The 15665-nt window shown below is 71.8% G+C and carries 15 protein-coding genes; 7 read left to right on the top strand and 8 right to left on the bottom strand.

Annotation, left to right across the window (positions count from 1 at the left end; genetic code table 11):
• Positions 1-100: 100 nt before the first annotated feature.
• Positions 101-277, top strand: coding sequence for a hypothetical protein (locus tag KBX46_RS14265; protein WP_172862018.1), 177 nt, complete (start codon positions 101-103; stop codon positions 275-277).
• Between the two features lie 4 nt (positions 278-281).
• On the opposite strand, the gene KBX46_RS14260 is transcribed toward KBX46_RS14265, so the two are convergent.
• Positions 282-2084, bottom strand: a complete 1803-nt coding sequence (locus tag KBX46_RS14260) for an acyl-CoA dehydrogenase (RefSeq protein WP_210792866.1) — start codon at positions 2082-2084, stop codon at positions 282-284.
• A gap of 154 nt (positions 2085-2238) precedes the next feature.
• Here KBX46_RS14260 and KBX46_RS14255 point away from each other — a divergent pair, with 154 nt between their 5' ends.
• From KBX46_RS14255 to KBX46_RS14245, 3 genes are all read left to right on the top strand, one after another.
• On the top strand, positions 2239-2661 hold the full coding sequence (locus tag KBX46_RS14255; protein ID WP_210792865.1) for an MmcQ/YjbR family DNA-binding protein: 423 nt from the start codon (positions 2239-2241) through the stop codon (positions 2659-2661).
• Positions 2662-2731: 70 nt separating this feature from the next.
• The gene (locus tag KBX46_RS14250; protein ID WP_210792864.1) at positions 2732-3112 is read left to right on the top strand and encodes a VOC family protein; all 381 of its coding nucleotides are present in this window, start codon (positions 2732-2734) and stop codon (positions 3110-3112) included.
• A 40-nt stretch (positions 3113-3152) separates the two neighbouring features.
• Positions 3153-3848 carry an alpha/beta fold hydrolase gene (locus tag KBX46_RS14245; RefSeq protein ID WP_210792863.1) on the top strand — a complete coding sequence of 232 codons (696 nt, stop codon included), beginning with the start codon at positions 3153-3155 and terminating at the stop codon, positions 3846-3848.
• Between the two features lie 124 nt (positions 3849-3972).
• Here the strand turns inward: KBX46_RS14245 and KBX46_RS14240 are convergent, their stop codons facing one another.
• From KBX46_RS14240 to KBX46_RS33015, 3 genes are all read right to left on the bottom strand, one after another.
• Positions 3973-5247, bottom strand: a complete 1275-nt coding sequence (locus KBX46_RS14240) for an MFS transporter (RefSeq protein WP_210792862.1) — start codon at positions 5245-5247, stop codon at positions 3973-3975.
• Positions 5244-5867 (bottom strand): helix-turn-helix transcriptional regulator, encoded by a 624-nt coding sequence (locus KBX46_RS14235; protein WP_210792861.1) that lies wholly within the window; start codon positions 5865-5867, stop codon positions 5244-5246. Before KBX46_RS14235 ends, KBX46_RS14240 begins: the two co-directional genes overlap by 4 nt.
• 64 nt (positions 5868-5931) lie before the next feature.
• Positions 5932-7557: an LLM class flavin-dependent oxidoreductase gene (locus KBX46_RS33015; RefSeq protein WP_210792860.1), complete on the bottom strand. Its 1626-nt coding sequence runs from the start codon at positions 7555-7557 to the stop codon at positions 5932-5934.
• Positions 7558-7671: 114 nt separating this feature from the next.
• On the opposite strand from KBX46_RS33015, the gene KBX46_RS14225 reads away from it, so the two are divergent.
• The gene (locus KBX46_RS14225) at positions 7672-8265 is read left to right on the top strand and encodes a MarR family winged helix-turn-helix transcriptional regulator (protein WP_210792859.1); all 594 of its coding nucleotides are present in this window, start codon (positions 7672-7674) and stop codon (positions 8263-8265) included.
• Between the two features lie 106 nt (positions 8266-8371).
• On the opposite strand, the gene KBX46_RS14220 is transcribed toward KBX46_RS14225, so the two are convergent.
• From KBX46_RS14220 to KBX46_RS32530, 3 genes are all read right to left on the bottom strand, one after another.
• Positions 8372-9883, bottom strand: a complete 1512-nt coding sequence (locus KBX46_RS14220) for a phosphoesterase (protein ID WP_088947833.1) — start codon at positions 9881-9883, stop codon at positions 8372-8374.
• Between the two features lie 187 nt (positions 9884-10070).
• Entirely contained in the window at positions 10071-12068 is a 1998-nt protein-coding gene (locus KBX46_RS14215; RefSeq protein WP_210792858.1) for a Xaa-Pro dipeptidyl-peptidase, read from the bottom strand.
• A 126-nt stretch (positions 12069-12194) separates the two neighbouring features.
• Positions 12195-12857 carry a hypothetical protein gene (locus tag KBX46_RS32530; protein WP_247667508.1) on the bottom strand — a complete coding sequence of 221 codons (663 nt, stop codon included), beginning with the start codon at positions 12855-12857 and terminating at the stop codon, positions 12195-12197.
• A gap of 437 nt (positions 12858-13294) precedes the next feature.
• On the opposite strand from KBX46_RS32530, the gene KBX46_RS14205 reads away from it, so the two are divergent.
• Entirely contained in the window at positions 13295-14257 is a 963-nt protein-coding gene (locus KBX46_RS14205; protein ID WP_210792857.1) for a helix-turn-helix transcriptional regulator, read from the top strand.
• A 34-nt stretch (positions 14258-14291) separates the two neighbouring features.
• Here the strand turns inward: KBX46_RS14205 and KBX46_RS14200 are convergent, their stop codons facing one another.
• Positions 14292-14687: a helix-turn-helix domain-containing protein gene (locus KBX46_RS14200; RefSeq protein ID WP_088951681.1), complete on the bottom strand. Its 396-nt coding sequence runs from the start codon at positions 14685-14687 to the stop codon at positions 14292-14294.
• A gap of 97 nt (positions 14688-14784) precedes the next feature.
• Between KBX46_RS14200 and KBX46_RS14195 the strand changes: the two genes are divergently transcribed.
• A complete protein-coding gene (locus tag KBX46_RS14195) occupies positions 14785-15642 on the top strand; it encodes an NAD(P)H-binding protein (RefSeq protein ID WP_210792856.1) in 858 nt (285 codons plus the stop codon).
• The last annotated feature ends 23 nt before the right edge of the window (positions 15643-15665 follow it).

Genomic DNA, 15665 nt, shown 5'->3' with positions numbered 1-15665 from the left:
TGTAAGAACCCGAGTCGATCAATCGGCATGGTGTCGGCCGGACGGGGAACCTGAACCCGGGCCCGCCGCACCAGGCGCGGCCGGTTACGGGAGGTTCGAGATGCGCGCACTGCTCTGGGTCGTCGGCGTGGTCGCCGGCGTGCTCATCCTGCTCGGGTTGCTCCTCGAGGCGGTCCGCTGGCTGGCCATCATCGGTGTCATCGCACTGGTGATCGTGATCGTCTGGGGCGTCGTCAAGGGGCGGCAGGCGATGCAGCACCAGAGCCGACGACGCTGACCGGTCAGAACCAGTCCGGCCGCATGTCGAGCGTGGTCCGGTCCCGGCTCTCCAGCAGGTCGAACTGCGGACCGGTACGAGGCAGCTCGGCCGCGAAAAAGTAGCGGGCGGCCTGGCGCTTGCCGGCGTGGAACGCGTCGCCGGTCCCCTCCGGCGGCAGCGCCAGCACCTGCTCCAGCCACATCCACGCGATCACCACATGCCCGACGGCCTCCAGGTACGCGCTGGCGTTGGCCAGCGCGAGCACCGGGTCACCGTCGGCCCACAGCCGACGGGTCACCGCCGTCACCCGGGCCGCCGCGTCGGCCAGCCGGTCCGCCAGACCGGCCGCCTCGCCACCGGTCTGCCGGGCCCGCTCGACGGTGTCCCCGATCGTCGCGGTCAGCAGGGTAAGGCCGGCGCCGCCCTGCATGGTCATCTTGCGGCCCAGCAGATCCAGAGCCTGGATGCCGTGGGTGCCCTCGTGGATCGGGTTGAGCCGGTTGTCCCGGTAGTGCTGTTCCACGTCGTGATCGCGGGTGTAGCCGGCACCCCCGAGCACCTGGATCGCCAGGTCGTTCGCGGCGAGGCACCACTGCGACGGCCAGCTCTTGGTGATCGGGGTGAGCACGTCCAGCAGCAGGTGCGCGCGCTCGCGGTCCGCCTCGACCGGCGCGGTCCCCTGCTCGTCGAGCAGCCGTGCGCAGTAGAGCACCAGCGCCAGCGCCCCCTCCACGTAGCTCTTCTGCGCGAGCAGCATCCGTCGTACGTCGGGGTGGTCGATGATCGGCACCTGCGCCGCCGCCGGGTCCTTCGCGCCGACCGGCCGGCCCTGCGGCCGCTCCCTGGCGTACGCCAGGCTCTTGAGATAGCCGGTGTAACCGAGCGCGGTGGCACCCGCCCCGACCCCGATCCGGGCCTCGTTCATCATGTGGAACATGTGCGCCAGCCCGTGGTGTGGCTCGCCGACGAGGTGACCGACGGCGCCGGGGCGGCCGCCCGGGGTGTGCCCGCCGTCGCCGAAGTTGAGCAGGGTGTTGGTGGTGCCCCGGAACCCCATCTTGTGGTTGAGCCCGGCCAGGACCACGTCGTTGCGGTCGCCGAGCGACCCGTCCGCGCCGACCAACACCTTCGGTACGACGAACAGCGAGATGCCCTTCACCCCGGGCGGGCCACCGGGAATCCGCGCCAGGACCAGGTGCACGATGTTCTCGGACAGTTCGTGATCGCCACCGGAGATCCACATCTTGGTGCCGAAGAGCCGGTAGGAGCCGTCCTCCTGAGGCTCGGCACGGGTGGTGATGTCGGCCAGTGAGCTGCCGGCGTGCGGCTCGGACAGGCACATGGTGCCGAAGAAGCGACCGTCCAGCATGGGCCGGACATAGGTGTCCACCTGCTCGGCGCTGCCGTGCGCCAGCAGCAGGTTGGCGTTGCCCAGGGTGAGCATCGGGTACGCCGAGGTGGCCACGTTGGCCGCCTGGAACCAGGTGAAGCAGGCCGCCGCGACGGCATGCGGCAGTTGCAGGCCGCCGACCGAGGCGTCCAGGCCGGCGGTGAGCAGGCCCGTCTCGGCGAAGCTGTCCAGCGCGGCGCGGACCTGCGGGATGAGCCGCACCCGCTGCCCGTCGAAGGTGGGCTCGGCGAGGTCGGCGGCGCGGTTGTGCGGGGCGAACTGCTCGGTGGCGACCCGCTCGGCGAGGTCCAGGGCGTCGTCGAAGGTCTCCCGGGAGTGCTCGGCGTAGCGGGGACGCTCGACGAGTTCAGACACCCGCAGCCAGTCGTGCAGCAGGAAGTCGAGGTCGCGGCGGGAGAGCAGGGTGGACGGCACGGCACTCCTCAGCGGGCACGGGGTGGGACGGGCCGGGACGACTGCCCACGATCGCCCCGGCCCCATCCTGGCGGATCCACAGGGCCCGCACCACCGGCGCGGGCGGTGCGGGGCGAGCGGAAATTGTCACACCGGGCGGCTAGCGTCGCTGCCCGTGACCGAACCCGGAGACGTCCCGCCCGAGGTCCTCGACCGGCTGCGGCCGATCTGCCTCGGGCTGCCGGAGACCTACGAGGAGCCCGCCTGGGTGGGCACCCGCTGGCGGATCCGCAAGCGGACCTTCGCCCACGTCCTCACCGTCGACCCCGACCGCCAGGTGGCCCACGCCCGGGCCGCCGAGCTCGACGAGCCGGCCTGTCTGCTGACCTTCCGGTCGCCACTTGACGAGATCGCCGGGCTCCTCGGTGGCGGGCACCCCTTCTACAAGCCGGAGTGGGGGCCGACCGTGATGGGCATGGTCCTGGACGGGGACACCGACTGGGACGAGGTGGCCGAGTTGCTCACCGAGAGCTACTGCATGCTGGCCCCGAAGCGGCTCGCCGCCCTGGTCGGCCCGCCGGCCCTGCCGACCGACTGAGCGCGGCCGGCGGCCGGACCGTCCCCATTGGACCATTCGTGAGTGGACGAGCGTCGATATGCTGCCACGCATGCATCGAAGCCGTGTCTACGCCCTGCTGATCGACGCCCCCGCGGCGGAGGCCACCCGGGCGGCGGAGTTCTGGTCGGCCGCGCTCGGCGTCAGCACCCGGTCCCATCCGGAGGAGCCGCAGTTCGTCGGTCTGCACGAGGCGCTGCCGGGGATGGTCGCCGCAGTCCAGGCGGTCGACGACGAGCCGCGTTTCCACCTCGACATCGAGACCGACGACGTGCCGGCCGAGACCGCGCGGTTGATCGGTCTGGGCGCCACCGAGGTGTCGCAGTGGCTTGAGTGTCGGGTCCTGCGGGCACCCGGCGGTCACCTGCTCTGCGTGTTGCCGGTGGAAAGCCCGCCGGAGCTCTTCGCCGCCGAGGCCCGCACCTGGTCCTGACGCGTCGGGGCTGTCGGAGGGTGCCGCTAGGGTCCCGCCCATGGCTGAATTCGTACTGGTGGCGGGGGCGTGGCTGGGATCGTCGGCATGGGACGAGGTGGTGGCGCCCCTTCGGGCGGCCGGCCACGGCGCCCACGCGGTGACCCTCTCCGGTCTCGCTGACAAGCGGGGCGTGCCCGCTGGGCAGCAGACCCACGTGCAGGACATCGTCGACGAGATCGAGCGCCGCGACCTGCGCGACGTGGTGCTGGTCGGGCACAGCTATTCCGGCATTCCGGTGGGCCAGGCCGCCGAGCGCATCGGCGGTCGGTTGGCCAGGGTGGTCTTCGTCGACGCGGAGGTGCCGGTCGACGGCGGGTCGTTCGCGTCCGGTTGGTGGCAGGGCCAGGCGGTTTTCGAGGCGCTGATCGCCGACAACGGCGGCTACTGGCCGCCGCTGGGTGCGGCCGACTTCGACGGTCAGGGGCTCACCGACGAGCAGGTCGCCCGGCTGATCGAGGGCTCCACCCCGCACCCGGGGGCCACGCTGACCGAGCCGGCCGCGCTGACCCGGCCGTTGGGTGAGCTTCCGGCGACGTACGTCAAGTGTCTGCTCGACGGGCCTGAGCCCAACGACACAGTGGCCAAGCTGCTGACCAGCGACCACTGGCGACTGGTCACCATGGACACCGGCCACTGGCCGATGTTCTCCCAGCCCGCCGAGCTGGCCCGGATCCTGGTGGCGGAGGCCAGCTGAGTCGGGCGGTGGCGGCGAGGGCGCGCGGTCGGCCCGATGGGCGTGATGCCTCAGGGGCATATTGATGACTCTGAGGTATCACGCTCATCCGGGTGAGCGCGCGCCACGGCGACCCGCTCCAGCGTCAGGCCGTCTGGTCGTCCAGGGTTCTGATGTGGCGCACCGGCGACGCGACCAGCCAGAGCACGGCGAGCACGCCACCCAAGCCGGCGATGGCCAGGGTGGGTCGCAGGCCGATGGTGGTGCCCAGCACGCCACCGACCAGTGCGCCGACCGGCCGGATGCCGTAGTTGACGGCGCTGTAGGCCCCGGCCCGGCGTGCCAGAGCGTCGTCGGGTGTCACGGCGATGAGCAGGGCGTTCAGGTTGACGTCCATCAGCATCACCCCGACGCTGGAGACCAACTCGATGGCCGCCAGCATGGCCACCTTCGTCCAGGTGGGGCCGGTCACCAGCGCGGTCAGCGCCAGCGGTGCGGGAAAGAGCACCGCGCCGATCATGGCGGTACGCCCCAACCCGATGGCGCGGGAGATCCGTGGGGCGAGCGCCGCGCCCGCGAGCCCGCCGAGTGCCCCGAAACCGAGGGCGACACCGATCGCGCCGGCCGACAGGCCGAGGTCCCGGCTGGCGTAGAGCACCAGCAGTGCGCCGGCGATGAAGGTGAAGAAGTTGACAGTGCTGGTGCAGCCGAGGGCGGCCCGCAGCACCGGGTGCCTCAGCACCAGCACGAGCCCTTCGCGGACCAGGCCGAGAGTGGACGTCTGACGCGGCGGCGGAGGCGTCTCGGTGACCGGGATGCGGCGCAGCAGCAGCGCGGAGCCGAGGAACGACACCGCGTCGACGAGGATCGCGCCCGGCGCGCTGAGCGCCTGGACCAGCCCACCGCCGACGGCGGGGCCGGCGATGGAGGACAGCGACCGGCTCATGCTCAGCTTGCTGTTCGCGTCCACGTACGCCGATCGTGGCACCAGGGCGACGAAGAAGGCCTGCCGCGCCATGGCGAACAGCACCGCTCCGAGGCCGGTGAGCAGTGCCACCAGGTAGAGCTGGGTGAGGGTGATCGCGTCGAACAGGTAGGCGACCGGCAGGCTGAGCAGCACCGCGGCGCGGACCAGGTCGGCGATGATCAAGAGCCGCCGCTTGTGGGTGCGCTGGTCCACCCACGCACCGAGGAACAGGCCCAGCAGGTTGGGCAGCCAGATCAGCGCGGTGAGGACACTGACCTGCACGGGCGTCGCGGTGAGCAGGGAGACGGCGATCAGCGGGAGGGCCAGTTCGCTGACCCGGTCGCCGAACGAGGAGATCGTCTCGCCGGCCCAGAAGGTGCGGAACCGTCGGTCGCGGTGCAGGGCCGGCGGGGGCACGGCGCCGGTGGCGCTGACGGTGCCGGCGGCGGTCACGACGTGGCCGGTTCGTCGTCGCCCGGCTCGGCCGGGGAGTCGTCGTCGCCGGGCTCGGGCAGGAGGTAGCGCAGCATCCGGACGATCCGCGCGCCGTCCGGGGCCGACGTCTCCTTGCGCCGCACGTACGGAGCGATCAGCTCTTCGATCGACTCCTCCAGCTGCCGCAGCTCGTCGGCGGTGGCCACGAACCGGGTGTCGGCGATGCCGGCCAGCGCGCGCCACTCGGGGTCCAGTCGGGGCTCCTCGCTCAGCAGCCACTGCTGCGGCGCGTCGGCGTTACGGGCGAACATCTCGCCGCGCAGCTGCTGGCTGGCGGACTGCCCCTCGACGCTGTCGGTCGCGGTGAAACGGAAGCCCCGGGCTGCGGCCTGCCACCAGCGTTCCCGCTTGCTGCTGGCACCGTCCCAGTCGGTGACCAGACCGAACGTCGCGAGGTGCCGCAGGTGCCAGCTGACCACCGATGGGGTGGCCCCGACGTGCGGCGAGAGCCCGGTCGCCGTGGCCGGGCCGTGCCGCTGAAGGTGTTCGAGGATCGCCAGCCGCACCGGGTGGGCCAGCGCCCGCAGCGCCTGCGGCTCGGTGATCTCGAAATCCCCGTACGGGTTCTTGAGAGACATGTTTCGAAAGTAGTCTCTCAGGTCCGCCGGGGCAACCCCCGTCGCCCGCGGAGGGCCGAGGCGATCAGGCGATGCCCAACCGGGCCAACGGCTCGACCAGCTCCCGCTCCTCGTAGCTGAGGTGCGACAGCAGGGCGTCGGTCAGCAGGTCCACCGCCGCCCGCAGCTCGGTCAGACCGTCCGGAGACCCGACGTACGCGACCAGCGCCCGGTCGACGCCCTCCAACACGTCGTGAATGACGTGGTGCTCCTGCTCCAGCCGGTCGACGACCGGGCCGAGCCGCGGGTCACGCGCCCGCAGCCGGGGAAAGAGCGACTGGTCCTCGATCGTGTGGTGGGTGGTGACGATGCGGCAGTACGACTCGCAGTAGACGCCGAGCGTCCACCGGTTCTGCCGCATGGTCATGGTGTTGATGTGCGACCGGGCCGTGCCCGCGTCGATCTCGCCGGCCGCCACCTGTTCGATCAGGTCGTGGATCTGGGCCAGCTCGGCGCGCAGGCCGTCGTGGATCTGCACCAGGTGCGCACCGGTGGCCTGCTCGTGCGGGGTGTAGGTACGGTCCGGGTCGGGCGTCGGCCCGGTCGGCCGGACCGACTCGTCCCAGACCTGCTGGTCGCTGCGCCGCACGCCGTCGTCGGGGGTCGGCACCACGGCGAACGCGCCGCCGGTCACGCTCGCGCGACTCGCCCGTACCGGCGTGGCGGCGACCGGCGCCGGCTCCGCAGCCAACTCCGGCTCTGCCGCCCGCTCCGGCTCCGCAGCCCGATCCGGAGTCGGCGTACGCTCCGGCGCCGCAGCCCGCTCGCGCTCGGCCGCGACCAACTCACGGACGGCGGGGGCCACCTCGCCGGCGAACCGGCGCAGGTCGTCGGGGTCGTCGCTGGCGAGGATGAAGGTGCTGACGCCCTCCCCCAGTGCCAGCTCGGTCAGCTCCCGCGCCCACTGCCCGGCCGGTCCGTTCAGTTGGCCGCGCCCGACGGCCGAGAACTGGCCGGAGATGTTGAGCAGCCGGCGCACGTCCTGCGGTGCCCGGCCGGCCTGCTGTGCGGCGTCGTCGATGATCGCGTTGCCCTTGGCCAGGTCACCGGGTTGCAGGTAGCCCAGCGAGGGCAGCCAACCGTCGGCCCGGCGACCGGTGAGCTGGAGCATCCGGGGCTTGTACGCGCCCAACCAGATCGGGACCGCGTGCGCCGGGGCCGGCCCACGCTTGGCGCCCACCACCCGGTGGAACTCGCCGTCGACCCGCACTCCACCGCGCGTCTCGGTGTCCCAGAGCTGACGGATGACCTCGATGGCCTCCTCCAACGCGCGTACGCCCTGGCCGGGGGTCAACCGCCGGCCGCCCATCGCCTCGATGGCATCCCAGAACGCCCCGGCGCCGAGGCCGAGGCCGACCCGGCCGCCGCTGAGCAGGTCCAGGCTGGCCACGCTGCGGGCGAGCACCGCCGGCGGGCGCAGGGGCAGGTTCGTCACGTTCGCCGCGAGGTGCACGCGGTTGGTCCGGGCCGCCACGAAGCTCAGCAACGTCCAGGTGTCGAGGAACGCCGGCTGGTACGGGTGGTCCTGGAAGGTGACCAGGTCCAGCCCGACCTGCTCGGACAGGACGGCGACGCCGACCGTGCGGTCCGGATCGTCATTGCTGGGGGTGACGAAGGATCCGAAGACCAGGTCGTGGCCGTAGTCGCTCATCTGTGAGCCTCCCGATTCGCACGACGCCTCAGGCGATGCGTCATGACCTCAACCTTATGCCATTCAGAACATCTTCTGCCAACAAGGTCTGCGTCACTGCGCTACTGTCGGGGGATGACGGGTGCCACTCACCGGCCGGACCGGCCCGATCCGCTCGACGACGACCTGGGCTGGATGCTCGGGATCGTCTTCCGTGGCTACGTCCGGGCGGCCGAGCACACACTCACCGACTTCCCCGGCGGTCCACGCGGCTACCAGTTGCTCACGGCGGCGATCAACGGGCCGTCCCGCAACCAGGGGGCGATCGCCGAGGAGCTCGGCCTCGACCGCACCGTCCTCACGTACCTGATCGACGACCTGGAACGACCCGGCTTCGTCGCCCGTCGCGCGGACCCGGCGGACCGGCGCAACCGGCTGATCGACGTCACCGACGCCGGCCGCGCCGCCTGGGAACAGCGGCGCTCGGCGCTGCGGCAGGTGGAGTCGCACCTGCTGGGGTCGCTCGCGCCAGCCGACGCGGCGACGCTACGGACGCTGCTCCAACAGGTCGCCTGCTCGGCCCAGGCGGTGGACCCGCTGCGCGACCTCTGCGAGGTGGTGGCTCAGGTGCAACCCGCCCCGGCACCGACGACGAGCGGCACCGGCGCCGCGCCCGGACGAGGCGGGCGGACCACCGCCCCCCGAGCCCGCCGCCGCGACACCGACTGACGGGCACCGACGGGGGCGGGAACGCGGCGCGGGTCCGGCCCGCACCGCCCGACCGTCGTACGTCGAGGGGCGCGGGACGGACCCGCGGTGTTACTGCCGGGCCGGGTCAGCGCACGTGCACGAACACCGGGTTCGAGTAGAACCACAGGTCGTCCCACGGGCTCTCCAACCCGTCGGCGAGCGGCTCGGCCTCGTCGGTGCTGGTGCCCCGCACCCGCGCGTAGGTGTCGGCCTCGACGTTGCGCAGCGTGTGCCGGATGACATAGCTGTCACCCTTGCGGCGCCAGTCCCGCGGGCCGAACCGGGCCGCCACAGTGGTGGTGGGGTTGGTGTCGGCGTCCAGGCTGGCGCTCGGTCCGGTGATCTGGCCGACGATCAGGTCGACCCGGCGGACCTCGGGGCGGTCACCGTTCGCGTTCGGGCCGCCCAGTGGACGGAACGTGATCTCGATCTCGACGTCGGTACGGCTACGACGGCTGACCGTGATGGTCTCGCCCACGTCGGCGGTCCGGCCCTGGGACGTGGCGGTGACGTCGAGGCTGCGGATCAGGTCGCCGGTGGTGACCCAGATCCGGCCGTTGCGCAGACCGTCCATGATGTCGCCGTAGTCCTGGCGCGCGTGCACGTACGTCTTGCTGTACTCGCCCGGCCAGAAGTCGGAGCCGCCGCGGGTCCAGTGCACGTGCGAGTCCGAGGTCGCGGTGATCCACCAGCGCCGGCCCTCGCCGAGCAGCGAGTCCCACAGGCCGCCGACCCGGGCGGTCATCTGGTCGAAGCCGCCGTAGGTGGGGTGGTTGCCGTAACCGCCGCGCTTGCCACCGTTGAGGGGGCCGGCCTGGTGCCCGGGTGCGCCCTCGAAACCGATGTAGACGTCCGGCGCGGCGTTGTTGCCGTTGCGGAACTCGCGCGGGGTGTCCTGGCCGTAGACGCCGAGGCCGGGCGCCGAGCGGGACGCGTGGTGGGCGATCACCAGCGGCTTGTGCGGCATGCCCCGGGCAACCTTGAGGAACTCCACCATCTTCGCCTCGGTGTCCCGGGCCGGGTCGGTGGGGAACGCGTCGTACTTCGCGAACCGGCTCTCCAGCTCGAAGAGCTGCTTCGCCTCGTCGTCGTGGCGCGGAATCATCAGCGTGTGGTGGTCCAGCGAGGGCGCGTCGAACTCCATGCCCCAGAACTGGAGCACCTCGGGGACCAGCTTGCGCGAACGCAGCAGGTCCGGGTACGCCTGCTCGATGTTCACCTTCGAGTGCGTCGGTCCACCGTGGTCGGTACACATGGCCCAGGTCAGACCGAAGTTCTTCGCCATGATGGCGTTGGTGACGATCGGGTAGACCGCGTCCGCGCCCTTGTGGAAGACGATCGGGGACTTCGTGGTGTCGAACTCGCCGCTGTACTCGGAGTGGATGTGGTGGTCGCCCGCACGCCACACCCGGTTCTTGGAGCCGCCCCGGTCGCTCTTGTCGTCGTCACCGGGCCGGCGCTCCTCGTCGGCCCAGGCCGCGCCCGCGCCGACCAGTGGGCTGGCCGCGGCCAGCGTCGCCCCGACGCCCGCGTACTTGACCAGCTTGCGCCGTGACAGCTGCGCGTGCTCGGTCTCTTCGGGTTGTCTGTCTCTCACGTGAGAGCCTCTCCTCGATCAAGCGAATGCTCTTTCGATCAAGGAGCTTCGGAGAGCGCGGTGAACACCCGTCGTACGGGGCGCGTGCCCACGATGAACACCCTGCCCCGGCCTGTTGGTGGCCGGGCCGGGGCAGCAGGGGGTGACGCCGCGACCGCGCGTGGTGCCCGATCGAGGCCCCGACGGGTCAGGGCACCTGCCGTGTGTCACCAGCCGTCCGGGCGGCCGACGGGTCGGCGGGCGCGGTGACCACCGGCGGCGCGACGTCCACGGCGGGCAACCCGGCACGGCCGGCGACCGGAAGGATCAGCTCACTGCGGCCGAGGTCGACCCGTACGGTGGCGTCCTGGTCGTCGGTCTCGGTGAAATCCGGGTCGCTCTGGCCGAGGACCAGGCCGAGCACGTGGCCAGCGGGCAGCACCGTGTCGTACGCATTCAGCGGCACGGTCACCGTGTACCAGCGGTCCGGCCGCAGGGGTGTGCTGAACCGCAGCGAGCGGTGGTGCGCGGCGTCGAGCCATCCCCGGGTCAGCACCGCGTGGTCGGAGACCGCGGTGATCTCCTCGGTGTCCCGGTAGCAGGCGTCGTCGACGTCGGTGGAGGCTCCCCAGCAGGACTCGGTTGCCAATGTCTGCACGCCTTCCGAGCTGTCATAACGGATCCGTTCGGCGGTGCCGTAGTCGACCAGTCGGGCGGTCAGCTCGGTGGTGGGCCGGTCCACCCGCACCCGCAGCCGCACCGAAGGGCTGCCGGAGATCCGCAGCGGCGTGGTCAGGGCACCGGAGAGGAAGACCAGTCGCCCGGCGGTCGCGGTGTTCGGCTGGGCGACCAGCTCGGCCTCGGGCAGTGACGCGTCGACGTACGCCTGCTCCCGGCCCGGTCGCGCGCCGCGCCCGCCGAGGGTCCCGGTCACGCCGTCGCCGGCGCCGAGGGCGACCCGGACGTCGCGGGTGCCGGGGGCGGGCCAGTCCCGCTGCGTCGTCCAGGCGCCCGGAGCCGTCTCCAGGTCGACGCGTGGCTCGTTCATCACCCCGTTGCGCAGCCCCTGCAACCAGAAGTCGAACCAGCGGTGCAGGGCTGTCACCCACTCGGCGCGTCGAACGTCGAACGGGTCCTCGTGGCCGGCCTGGTAGAGCCAGAGCTTGCGGGGCACGCCCTGGTCGGCCAGCTCCTGCCACCAGCGGGCGAACTGGTTGGTCGTGACGTTCAGGTCGTTGACGCCGTGCGCCACGAAGACACTGGCCCGGACCCGGCCGGCCGAGGGCCGGTAGTCGCGCTGCGCCCAGAACGCGTTGTAGTCACCGGTCTCCTCGGCGCTGTCCGCGCGCAGCCGGGCCAGAGCGTCCGCGCAGGCTTCGTCGGTGCGGCCACTGACGTACGAGTGCAGGTAGCCGGGGTAGTCGGTGGTCCGCAGGTTTCCCTGGTAGCGCATGTAGTCGTACCAGCTGGAGATGGCCGAGATCGGGACGATCGTGGCCAGCCCCTGCACGCCGGTGGCGGCGACCCCGTTGGCGACCGAACCGTCCCACGACTTACCGATCATGCCCACCTGGCCGGTGCTCCAGGTGGCGCTCACCGGCCGCCCGTCGGCGGTGTACGCGCGCGCCCGCCCGTTGAGCCAGTCCACCACCGCCTTGGCGCTGCCCACCTCGGCCGGACCGCCGACGTCCTCGCAGCCGGTGGAGCGGGCGGTGCCCGCCAGGTCCACGGCGGCGAAGGCGTACCCGCGTGGGACGAAGTAGTTGTCGTAGAACAGCGGCGCCTTGGCAATCACACCGGCCGCGTCGTACGTCTTCAGTTCGCTCTCGTTGCCCCGACCACAGCAGAGGTAGTAGGGCGAGGCGTCCATGATGACCGGGACGCGGACCCCTGCGGCCGCTGCCTCCCGAGGCCGGACGAGGTCCACGGCCACCCGGTCCCGCACACCGTCACCATCGCTGTCGGCGGAGGTCTGGACCCACACGCTCTCCCGGATCGCGTCGGCGTAGGAGTAGGCGGGGACCGTCTGGTTGCCCCGGACGTGCGCGGGCACCGGGCGATGGCGCGCCGCCGGCTCCGCCGCGATCGGGGAAGCGGTCCCCGGAGAGGCGTTGACCGGGGCCGCCGGTAGTGCCGCGACCAGCAGGCCGACCAGGACGACGGCGACGCGGGCGCGGATGCTGGTGGGCGACGGAGCAGGCGTCATCGGTGTCCTCCCGGGGCGCGATGCGTGGATCACATTCCATCGCATCGATGTCCCCGCTGACTAGTGCCCACGCCGGTCCGGGTGCCGTCGGGAGGTCTCCGACAACCGGCGGCCGGGGCGTCCTGGTCAGATCCGGGCGCGGGGCAGCCAGCCCAGGAATCGGAGCCGGACCCGGGGCAGCGGCACCGTGGGCAGGTCCTGGGCGGCGGCGACGAGACAGGAGCCGAGATAGACCGCGAGGGCGGCGCGTGCGCCACCGAACTCGGCGAGCAGTTGGCTCTGCTTCGTGGCGCAGGGCCATTCACGACCACACCCGGTGCAGGTCCAGCTCGGTGGGCTGGGAAGGTGCTCCGGCAGCTTCGTGCGACGGTACCGGCCGACGACGCTGTTGTCCGCGCGCACGTCGCGTCGCCGTGGCGCGGGGCCGCCGTTGCGCTGCCCGACCGGGCGGGCACCGGGCAGGTACCGCCCGACGGTGCCGAAGAGCACCCCGACGCGGATCAGGGCGTCCGGTCCGACGTGGTGGGCCAGCAGCGCCGTCATCAGGTAATGCCCCAGCAGGTCGAAGGCGTCCCGGTTCAGACCCAGGTCACGGCAGAGGTCGACGAAGTCCGGCGTGGTGAGGGGCACCCGGTCGTCGAGTGCGCGGCGCAGCACCTCGCGCAGAGCGTGGCCGAGCCGCTCGACCGCGTCACCCTCGCCCAGCCCCAGGCTGTCCTCGTCCGCCACCCGGGCCAGCGCCTCGGCCACGGCCAGCCGAACGACGCGGTCAGGATCGATACGGTCCAACGCTCCTCCTTCCGTGGGCCGGTCACCCGGCGGTGGCCCGGTCGTCCTCCGACTCCCGGGGGAATCATGAACAAGATTTCGCTGTCGGCGACGAGGGTGGCTAGATCAGCAGGCGTAGAAACAGTTGGCGCGCTAGCCGGAAAGCGAAGTCGACCTACCGACACATCGCAGCGATTCGCGGGACGACGCGACGTGATTGTCGTAAGGTGACATTCCCATCGACAGATATTGCGTCCTCACGACACCCAACGGTCACACCAGATCCGACGCCCTCGACCGGTCGCTGCCGTCCCGCTCGCGACCCCCACCTCACCCCACCGCACCGCACCGCCGGCCAACGACGTGCCGGGTCACCGCCGAGCATTCCGGCACGTCCCGATCTCGCCGCCGACACCGTTACACCAACCGGCGGCACCCGCACCGGACGGAGACAGCGGATGTCGTCAACACCACTGCAGACCGACCAGTTCGAGAGCCGTGACCCCGTCACCATTCAACAGTTTCTGTCCACCGTGTACGACACGAAACTGCGCATCCACAGCAGGAACGGATACCGGCTCAGCCATCACCGTGTCGACGCCGGCCCCTTCGCCGTTTCGACCACCCGCCAGACCGGGCATCTCGAGATCGATGCCAGCACCCTCGGCGGGTTGGTCGTCGGCAGCGCCCGGACCGCCCGTGGCGAGCGCTCCTGCGACGGGTCGGCCGACCGGTTCACGCCCGGCGACGTCCTTCTCGTCACCAGACCCGAGGAGCCGTGCCGCGTACGGTGGCATCCCGGCGAGGTGGAACTCTGTGTGCTGGACCTGTCGGTGCTGACGCAGGTGGCCACCACGGCGCCGACGCGGCGGCCCGGTCGGATCAGGTTCACCGATCTGGGTCCCGTCAGTGGGGCACTCGCCCGGCAGTGGCGCAACACCACCAGCTTCGTCAGCGACGTCCTGCGGAACAGCCTGACCAACGGGGTGCAGCCGCTGGTGATCGGCAATGCCGCGCGGATGCTCGCCGCGGCGGCGCTCACGGTGTTTCCCAACACCGCGTTCACCGAACCGACCACAGCGGATCGGAACGACGCCAGCACCGCCACATTGCGACGGGCGATCGCGTTCGTCGAGGAGCACGCCGACCGGGACATCAGCGCGGCCGACATCGCCGGTGCGGCCGGCGTCTCCCTGCGGGCGGTGCAGCTCGCCTTCCGCCGTCATCTCGGCACCACCCCGACGGCGTACCTGCGTCGGATCCGGCTCGACCGCGCCCATCACGACCTGGTGCGCGCCGACCCCCGCCGGGAGACCGTGTCGGCGATCGCCAGTCGGTGGGGGTTCGCCAGCCACAGCAGGTTCACGGCCCGCTACCACGCCAGCTACGGCGTACCGCCGCGCGAGACGCTGCACGCCTGAGCCACGGCCCCGTTCGCCCGAGGCGTGGGCCCGTCTAGCCCCGGTCGCGCTCGTGGGTGTCGCGGGCGGTCTGCAACTCGGGCACCGATGCCTCCAGCAGGTCGGCGAGGCCACGCAGTTGCTCGGCGACGCGGGCGCCGAGCGGCGTCAGCGAGTATTCGACGCGGGGTGGGATCGCGGTGAGCACCTCGCGTGTGAGCATTCCGTCCCGTTCGAGGGTCTGCAGGGTCTGGGAGAGCATCCGCTCGCTGACCCCGTCGATGCGGCGGCGCAGGGCGTTGAACCGGTAGCGCCCCTCGCCGAGCGCCAGCAGAGCCAGCGAGGCCCACTTCGAGGTGACGTCCTCGAAGGCCGCACGGGAGGTGCACCCCCGGGCGAAGACATCGCTGACGAATTCCTGGGTAGGCCCCGCCGGGTCCTGGGCGGGCATGTCGCTCACCTCACCAGCTTACCTGACGGTTACGCTTCGACTAGTGCTGTAGATTAGTAAGTGCTTACAGATCTGCCGCTACCCACCGGAGGTTCCCATGCCCACCTACGCCGTCACCGGTGCCACCGGCCGACTGGGTCGCCTGGTGATCGGGCAGTTGCTCGACACCGGCGTTCCCGCCGCCGACATCGCCGCCATCGTCCGCAGCCCGGAGAAGGCCGCCGACCTGGCCGCGCGCGGGGTCGAGATCCGCAAGGCCACCTACGACGACCCGTCGACGCTGCCCGGAGCCGTGGCCGGCGTACGCCGTCTGCTGCTCATCTCCGGCGACACTCCCGGTCAGCGCGTCGCCCAGCACACCGCGGTCATCGAGGCCGCCACGCTCGCCGGGGTCGAGCGGCTGGTCTACACCAGCATCCTGAAGGCCGACACCACCACGAACCCGCTCGCCCCGGAGCACAAGGCCACCGAGGAGGTCCTCGCCGCCTCCGGTCTCGCCTACACCGTGCTGCGCAACGGCTGGTACACGGAGAACTACACCGACCAGCTGCCGCAGTACCTGGGGTCCGGCACGATCCTCGGCGCCACCGGTGGCAGCAAGGTCTCCGCCGCGACCCGGGCCGACTACGCGGCAGCCGCCGTGGCGGCGCTGACCCGCGAGGAGGACGGCAACGCCGTCTACGAACTGGGCGGCACCGCGTTCACCTTCGACGAGTTGGCCGAAACCGTCACGGAGGTCACCGGCACCACCGTCGTCCACCGGGATCTGTCCGCCGCCGAGCTGGCCTCGGCCCTGGAGAACGTCGGCCTCGACGCGGGCACGGCCAGGTTCGTCGCCGCACTGGACCACTCGATCGCCATCGGCGAGCTGGCGACCGACAGCGACGACCTCAGCCGGTTGATCGGGCGGCCGAGCACCCCGCTGCGCGACGCCGTCCGGGCCGCACGGGCCTGACCCGGCCACCGGCCCGGCCGGGC

Origin of the sequence: Micromonospora sp. C81, from assembly GCF_018070425.1 — a bacterium.
Lineage (GTDB): Bacteria > Actinomycetota > Actinomycetes > Mycobacteriales > Micromonosporaceae > Micromonospora > Micromonospora zamorensis.
The sequence above is the reverse complement of the archived record's forward strand: the minus strand, read 5'-3'. Positions and strand labels throughout refer to the sequence as shown.

Excerpts from the sequence above, each read along its gene's own strand:
- KBX46_RS14265 (WP_172862018.1), top strand. The coding sequence starts at position 101 with ATGCGCGCACTGCTCTGGGTCGTCGGCGTGGTCGCCGGCGTGCTCATC.
- KBX46_RS14250 (WP_210792864.1), top strand. The coding sequence starts at position 2,732 with ATGCATCGAAGCCGTGTCTACGCCCTGCTGATCGACGCCCCCGCGGCG.
- KBX46_RS14245 (WP_210792863.1), top strand. The coding sequence starts at position 3,153 with ATGGCTGAATTCGTACTGGTGGCGGGGGCGTGGCTGGGATCGTCGGCA.
- KBX46_RS14235 (WP_210792861.1), bottom strand. The coding sequence starts at position 5,867 with ATGTCTCTCAAGAACCCGTACGGGGATTTCGAGATCACCGAGCCGCAG.
- KBX46_RS33015 (WP_210792860.1), bottom strand. The coding sequence starts at position 7,557 with ATGAGCGACTACGGCCACGACCTGGTCTTCGGATCCTTCGTCACCCCC.
- KBX46_RS14225 (WP_210792859.1), top strand. The coding sequence starts at position 7,672 with ATGACGGGTGCCACTCACCGGCCGGACCGGCCCGATCCGCTCGACGAC.
- KBX46_RS14215 (WP_210792858.1), bottom strand. The coding sequence starts at position 12,068 with ATGACGCCTGCTCCGTCGCCCACCAGCATCCGCGCCCGCGTCGCCGTC.
- KBX46_RS14205 (WP_210792857.1), top strand. The coding sequence starts at position 13,295 with ATGTCGTCAACACCACTGCAGACCGACCAGTTCGAGAGCCGTGACCCC.
- KBX46_RS14200 (WP_088951681.1), bottom strand. The coding sequence starts at position 14,687 with ATGCCCGCCCAGGACCCGGCGGGGCCTACCCAGGAATTCGTCAGCGAT.
- KBX46_RS14195 (WP_210792856.1), top strand. The coding sequence starts at position 14,785 with ATGCCCACCTACGCCGTCACCGGTGCCACCGGCCGACTGGGTCGCCTG.